7 protein-coding genes and 1 pseudogene are annotated in these 7,059 nt (G+C 34.8%); all 8 read right to left on the reverse strand.

The window, feature by feature from the left end:
- A pseudogene (locus KTHG_RS14030) lies at positions 1-274 on the reverse strand (transglutaminase domain-containing protein); the annotation flags it as partial.
- 75 nt (positions 275-349) lie between these two features.
- Positions 350-1,006 carry a polysaccharide deacetylase family protein gene (locus KTHG_RS14035; protein WP_139994462.1) on the reverse strand — a complete coding sequence of 219 codons (657 nt, stop codon included), beginning with the start codon at positions 1,004-1,006 and terminating at the stop codon, positions 350-352.
- Between the two features lie 46 nt (positions 1,007-1,052).
- Positions 1,053-1,604: a hypothetical protein gene (locus tag KTHG_RS14040; RefSeq protein ID WP_139994464.1), complete on the reverse strand. Its 552-nt coding sequence runs from the start codon at positions 1,602-1,604 to the stop codon at positions 1,053-1,055.
- Between the two features lie 166 nt (positions 1,605-1,770).
- Positions 1,771-2,421, reverse strand: a complete 651-nt coding sequence (locus KTHG_RS14045; protein WP_139994466.1) for a DUF3298 and DUF4163 domain-containing protein — start codon at positions 2,419-2,421, stop codon at positions 1,771-1,773.
- A gap of 115 nt (positions 2,422-2,536) precedes the next feature.
- Positions 2,537-3,088, reverse strand: coding sequence for a hypothetical protein (locus tag KTHG_RS14050; RefSeq protein ID WP_139994468.1), 552 nt, complete (start codon positions 3,086-3,088; stop codon positions 2,537-2,539).
- 162 nt (positions 3,089-3,250) lie between these two features.
- The gene (locus KTHG_RS14055) at positions 3,251-3,901 is read right to left on the reverse strand and encodes a DUF3298 and DUF4163 domain-containing protein (RefSeq protein ID WP_139994470.1); all 651 of its coding nucleotides are present in this window, start codon (positions 3,899-3,901) and stop codon (positions 3,251-3,253) included.
- Between the two features lie 676 nt (positions 3,902-4,577).
- Positions 4,578-5,186 (reverse strand): RsiV family protein, encoded by a 609-nt coding sequence (locus KTHG_RS14060; protein ID WP_139994472.1) that lies wholly within the window; start codon positions 5,184-5,186, stop codon positions 4,578-4,580.
- 245 nt (positions 5,187-5,431) lie between these two features.
- Entirely contained in the window at positions 5,432-6,517 is a 1,086-nt protein-coding gene (locus tag KTHG_RS14065; RefSeq protein ID WP_139994474.1) for a hypothetical protein, read from the reverse strand.
- Between the last annotated feature and the right edge of the window lie 542 nt (positions 6,518-7,059).

Below are 7,059 nucleotides of genomic sequence, written 5' to 3' on the forward strand. Positions count from 1 at the left end.
TAATACGGCTCTTTGACACGTTTATATATTTGCTTTGCTGGCGTGCGCAGTGCTGTGTATGAAACGGCTGCTGTAAATGCGAAATATCAAAAGCATCCTGCAGTAGCTCACTAAGTGGCTTCGGCAGGCGCCCATTAATATGCAGCGAAAATTTTCGGTCTCCTCGTTGCATATGCGTCACTAGCGCCGGTAGTAGCTGCTTCGCTGTAATTGTTGACTGCTTCAAGCCGCCGTTCGCCTGAAACGTCTGTAATGATTCAAAATAAATAGCCATCTAATTCCCTACAATCTATACATAATGGCTTTATTATAACAAAAAAGAAGCCCGCTTTCGCCAGGCTTCTTTCTTTTATTTCATCATATACGCTGCAGGAATCGATACCATCATAGGTCCAGCATTATACGTTGCGAGTTCATCTGGAGAAAAAACAACTTGAATGCCCCCTGTTTTTGTCCAATAATAGGGATGACCTGCAATTGTTGTTTTAGCATCTGCAAGCGGATATTTAGTAGGATTAGCTACTATTTTTGCTTTGGCATATTTTTTTGCTTTTAAATAGACTTCATTAGATTTGAATGCACCTTTTAAGGATAAATTCTTACCTTTGTATACATTAAAGCTTGAAAAGTACATATCACCACGATAGCCACCTTTATAAATATATTTCTGATTTAAAATACTTACTTTCGTTGAAGATTTATATTTCACTACTGGCGTCAATGACACAAAGTATTCCATATAATCAGGCACACTACCATTTTTCTTATCAATCAGTAATTGCTTATCTAATTCCTTCTGTAATTTATAGGCTTCTTTTGCTACATTTTTCATTTTCATATTAACTGCCTTATATTTCTCACCTTTAATTACCGCATACTGTATACTTTCTATCTTATAATGTTCAATTGAAACCTTGGGTGCAGATGCCGCATTAGCCGTTAACCTTTGCGCCGAAACCATCGTAAAAAGACACAGCATAATAAGTGCCAACCATACTTTTTTCATTATAATTCCCTCCTTAAAATTAGACTTTCCCTAGCTTACTACTCGATTAGCGATAAATATCCGATACACCAGCGAGCATTTGAATTAAATCACGCTTTCCCATATAGAGTGAGGTTGTATTTGATTTCTTGTCCGCATAAATATAGACGTAATTTTTGCCTGCTTTATAAATATGCGTACCTACATCTTTACCACCCTCTATAGATTTACCACGATAAGGCTTCCCAAGTTGCTTTTTCACTGAACTGCTAGAAATGAGGTTACTGTATTCTCGACTTAAAGCTACTACAGTGTTCGTATTTTTTGGTTTCCCTAATTTTTCATTATAATTTAAATGGAACATATCTTTATTCTTTGCCATATATACATATTTCTCTGCAGCATATTCCTTTTTCTTAGGCACTACTTTTTTCAACGTTTTATACGTCATACCTATTTTCCCTTTTGTATTTGGTAACCCACCTTCCTTTAATTTCTTTGCAAAGCTCGCGCTCATCTCAGTTGTTTTTGCACTGACGTCCATTTGCGGAGCAGCTATCATGCCCGTAATCGTACTTGCCCCTAATACAATTGATGCCGCTAATAAAATCTTTTTCATAAAAACGCTCCTTATCTATACTGTGTTAAAGTGAATTATAAAAATAAAATGTTAAAAACAAGTTAAACTTTTAAAGTATTTAAACATTTATAATAATTTTTTCTTTTTACACATACAAAAACACCTCAAAGCTGTCCATGCTCTGAAGTGTTTTGAAATTCGCTTATTATCTGAAATACGCTGCAGGAATCGATACTGTCACCATACCCGCCGCATATGGCGCTACTTCGTACGGATCAAATACGACCTTAATGCCACCTGATGCTACCCAGTAGTACGGATGGCCAGCAATCGTTGTTGTGCTATCTGCAAATGGATATTTTTCAGGATATCCTAGCATTTTTGCTTTGGCATATTTTTTTGCTTTCAAATATGCCGCTTCTGACTTGAATGCCCCTTTTAATGAAAGCTGTGTTCCTTTATATACATTGTAGCTTTCATATGAAGAGTTGCCATGCGCCCCGCCATTATACACATAAAGCTGCGTTAAAATACTAACCTTCGTTGATGATTTGTATTTCACAAAGGGTGTCAGCACAGCCCAGTATTCCATATAATCTGGTACACTACCATTTGCCTTATCACGCGCCAATTGCTTGTCCAATTCTTTTTGTAGCGCGTACGTTTTCTTCGCCTCGTTTAGCATCTTCGCATTGACCGCTTTATACTTATCCCCGTGAATGACTGCATATTGAATCTGCTCCGTCTTATACGTCTTGACCGAAATCTTAGGTGCTGCCGCACTTGCCCCTAGACTTTGAAGCGGTAACATTACGAGAAAGCATAGCATAATGAGTACCGTCCATAGCTTCTTCATTGAAATCACCCCTTATTAATTTTGCTTCTTAGCTTCATTATAGTACGAACTAAAAATAAAGCATTAGTCTAAAGTATTATTTTTTCAGAAAATTTAGTTTTTAATGCTTTAAAAGTTAACGATATGTATCATATACACCCGTAATATATTCAATTAAATCTCGTTTCCCCATATATAATGTAGTAGTGTTTGTTTTTTTATCAGCATAAATAAAGACATAATTTTTTCCTGCTTTATAAATATGCGTATTCACATCTTTACCGTTATCCGTTGACTTACCACGATAAGGTTTTCCAAGCTGTTTTTTCACAGAGCTACTAGAAATTAAATAGTTGTATTCTCGGTTTAGCGCCACAACTTTATTTGTATTTTTTGGCTTCTCTAATGATGTGTTGTAATTCAAGAAAAACCTATCATCATTTTTCGCAATGTACACATAGCTATCTGCCTTATATTCCGTTTTCTTAGGCACCACTTTCTTCAATGTTTTATACGTCATACCAATTTTCCCTTTGGTCCTTGGTAACCCACCTTTTTTTAATGTTTCTGCAAAACTCGACTTCATATCATACGACTTTGCGCTGGCCTCTATTTGCGTTGTAGATACCATTCCGCTGACCGTACTCGTACCTAATGCAATTGCTGTTGCTAGCAATAATTTTTTCATATTATATCCTCCTCGAAACCATTTTATTATCTGTATAAAAAAGGAAACAAACAACATTACATGAACATTATAGCTTAATTAAAAGCAGATATATATACCCATTAAATGAAAATAAATATAAAAAGCCTTCTTAGGATATAACTATCTCAAGAAGGCTCAACTTTATTTAATATATTTTTTTGGAATCGATACCGTTTTCATGCCATCCGCAAATGAAGCCAATTCATATGGATCGAAAACAACTTTTACGCCGCCAGTTGATGTGTAGTAAAACTCATGCCCTGCAATGGTTGATTTATTATCGGCAAATGGATAATCCGCCGTATTATGTAGCATCTTATGCTTCGCATATTTTTTACCATTTAAATAGGCAGTGTTTGATTTAAAGGCTTTCTTTAATGAAACAATCTTTCCTTTATATGTATTATAGCTTCTGTATTCTACATTCCCATGTGCACCACCGCTGTATACATACACTTCTGTTAGTACACTAACCTTTTTAGATGATTTATATTTCACTTTTGGTGTTAAGATAATTTTATAATCGGCCCCCATGAAATAGCCATCTCTTATATCATCCGCTTTTAATTCATCTAATTCTGCTTGGTAGGCATACGCCTTTTTTGCCTCTTTGTACATTTTTGCATTGGCTGCCTTGTATTTATCCCCTTTAATCACCGCGTATTTAATATTTGATGTTTTGTATGACTTAATTGTCACTTTTGGTGATGTAGAGGCTTTAGCCCCAATACTCTGTACAGGTAATGCCAATACTAAACATGCCATTAGCAATATCGCCCATAATTTTCTCACTAAACTCACTCCTATCGTATAATCGCTAATCAATTATAATCCTTTTTACTCATTATTAGAATACAATAAGAAATAATTGTAATTTATGAGATAAAATGAGTGTCAATATAACATAATTCCACATTAAAAAAGCCGAGAACCTTGATATAACAAGGGTTCTCGGCTTTTTTCTGTATAGAAATTAGGTACTTTATCTAAACTCTTTCATTCCCATCGTATATACGATAAAATCCTCAGCTAGGTATCGTAAATATGATTAACAAAGCTAGCCCTACTACTACTTTGTTTAAAATCTTGTTTCGATTTCTTTTTTCATTCTCTTCATCAACATATAAATAGGATATACCTAAAGCGATTAAAACGAAGAGATGGTGAATGATAAATAATACTGTTATATCGTGTTTATTGATCAAATAAATCATATAGACAAGATATAAGCCTACTATACTAATGCTAATGTAAAAATAGACTCTTTTTTGTGTTTCTAAACTTAGTATTAAAAAAACTGGACTTGCAATTAAAAAGATAAACGTATAAATTACTTCACTATTCAACGATTCTTTCCTCTATTCCTATGTACACGTAATTTCCCACTATAGCTTATTATACGCTTTTTTACCCATACAAAAACACCTCAAAGCTGTCCGGGCTCTGAGGTGCTTTTTAAATTAGTTCATTATTTTAATTGAGATTTTGGAATCGATACGGTTACGAAACCATCTGCATATGGTGCTACTTCGTATGGATCAAATACGACTTTAATGCCGCCTGTTGATGTGAAGTAGAATGAATGACCTGCAATTGTTGTTTTCTTATCTGCTAAAGGATATTTCTTTTTATTATCTAAAACTTTTGCTTTCGCATATTTTTTAGCATTTAAATACGCTTTTTCTGATTTGAAGACACTTTTCAATGATACTTCTTTGCCGTTAATTGTGTTGTAGCTGATTGCAGTGAAGTTACCATGTGCTGCATCATCTGCTGTTTCTGACATCACAGAAAGAATACTTACTTTGCTCGCTGATTTAAATTTCACGATAGGTTTTAATGCCATTTCAGTTTTTTCAGCAGCTTGGTAGTCATACGCTTTTTTTGCTTCTTTTTTCATTTTTTCATTTACTGCTTTGTATTTGTCCCCAGCAATAACTGCGTATTGAATATCGTCTGCGCCTTTATAGTCTTTAATGGATACTTTTGGTGCAGATGCTGCTTGAGCCCCAATGCTTTGAACTGGTACTGCCACCATAAAACCTAACATTGCTGCTGTTGCTACTAATTTTTTCAAATAAAACACTCCTTAGAACTTATTTCTATCATTTCCATTATAACACAATTTTTTATAGTTAAATGGAGATAGGTAAATTAACAAACTATTTATAAATCAATTTCTTATTAGATATTTAAGCATTTTAATACAACATATAATGGTAAATTTCCATCTTATAGTACAGGACGGTACGTATTCCAAAAAGTTCCTGGGCTTTTCCACCAAATAAAAAAAGTCACACATCGGTGTGACTCTCTCTCCATTTAAAGCTCTGTATCAATGGTTAAATTATAAATATGCGCGTCTACATCATTTTCAAAAATATAAAATTCGTGATTCCAATAAGAGATATCTACACTATCAAGCGGCCAGTTGTTTTTTTGGGTAAAAGGCTGTTCGGTTACGACACCATTTTCAACCGCAAATACATGCAGCGCATTATTTACCTCTGTAAGAATGGCATCATTCTTAAAGCCACTTAATGAGTCTACTTCTACCGTTTTTTGGTCTGCAAATAACGCACTTTCCTTTTTATCTTTCATGCTATATGTCATCAGTTTATTTTTATCAAAGTGTCCTTGCTTTAAATTATCCACATACACAATTGTATGCTCATCAATAAAAGTTAGCCAATCTGGATTTTTCGCTGTAATAGGGTACTTTTTGTTCGTTTTTTTCTTCGTATCCTGTACATGAAGCATCATTTTTTCTGATGATTTATCAATATAAGCAATCACACCATCGCGAATCGTGTAATCAGAAACTTTCCATTTATCCTTAGAAACGGTACGGATGGTTTTGCGTTTTTGTGTTGTTAAATCATAGGTCATCAGCTTTGTTTGTTTCGTAACTTGCTCATGCTCTGCCCATACAACAAGGTCACCCGAAATCTCTGGAAAATCGGTATACACTGTATCACTTGTTGTGCCGAATGACAGCGTCTTGTTTGTTTTTTCATTAAATGCGTAGAATTTTGTGCTACCTCCTAGATCATCTCCATCTACCCAGATAATCCAGTCTCCGCTATTTTTTAAGCCCTGTGTTGCCGCTTTATCTAAATTAGAATGGAAAATACTTTTATACGCACCAGATGTTCGGTCAATTTTCACAATCTGATTAGCAATCGATGCAGAACCTGGCTCACATACGGCCACGTAAATAAAATCATTCGTTGCTATGTAACTCGTTAAATTCGTATAAGGTAACTTGACATCATCCTTCAGTTTTTCATCCTTGATCATCGTATAACCTGTGCTACGCTCACTCTTCTTATTAGCACCCACTGTTAAAAAAATCGCCATGCCGATAACAACGGCGATAATGCACACTACTAGCCCTTTTTTCCTCAATACAACCTGCTCCCAACGCAATTTACTTTTGCTCTCTCTTATAAGAACGTTCAACTAATGAAACAGTTGCATTTTTTTGAATTTCTTACAAAAAAGACCGCTTTTACGGCCTTTCACAAACTATTATCTTTTAGCTTCATCTGGTTAAATACGTCGGCTCCCTGCTCATCGATATGCTCAAAAATCTGTGCGCTTTCCTTTTCATAAGTCATTATACGAAAATTTTCATCATAGCCCTTTACTGAATAGACAGGTTGCTTCCCCATTGTTGAGGCGAATTCTTCATTAAAAATGCTTGGTCATTCCTTTTTGAGCCTGCTTCACTAGATTCACTGCCTTCACCTCCATAGATTAGACGGGGAATGAATTGATTTAGCTTTAGATTTATTAAAAAAATAAACATTTCACCTTTTTTTAATATAGAATTGTGATTAGAGCGTTTTTTTCGCTTATACAAGTTATTTTACAGCGCCTATCTATCCATAAGAACAGCATTTATAAGAAAGGAGGAGACCCATTGGACAAAGAATTAGAAATAAAAC

The organism is Kurthia sp. Dielmo (genome assembly GCF_000307285.2).
Classification (GTDB): Bacteria; Bacillota; Bacilli; order Bacillales_A; family Planococcaceae; genus Kurthia; species Kurthia populi.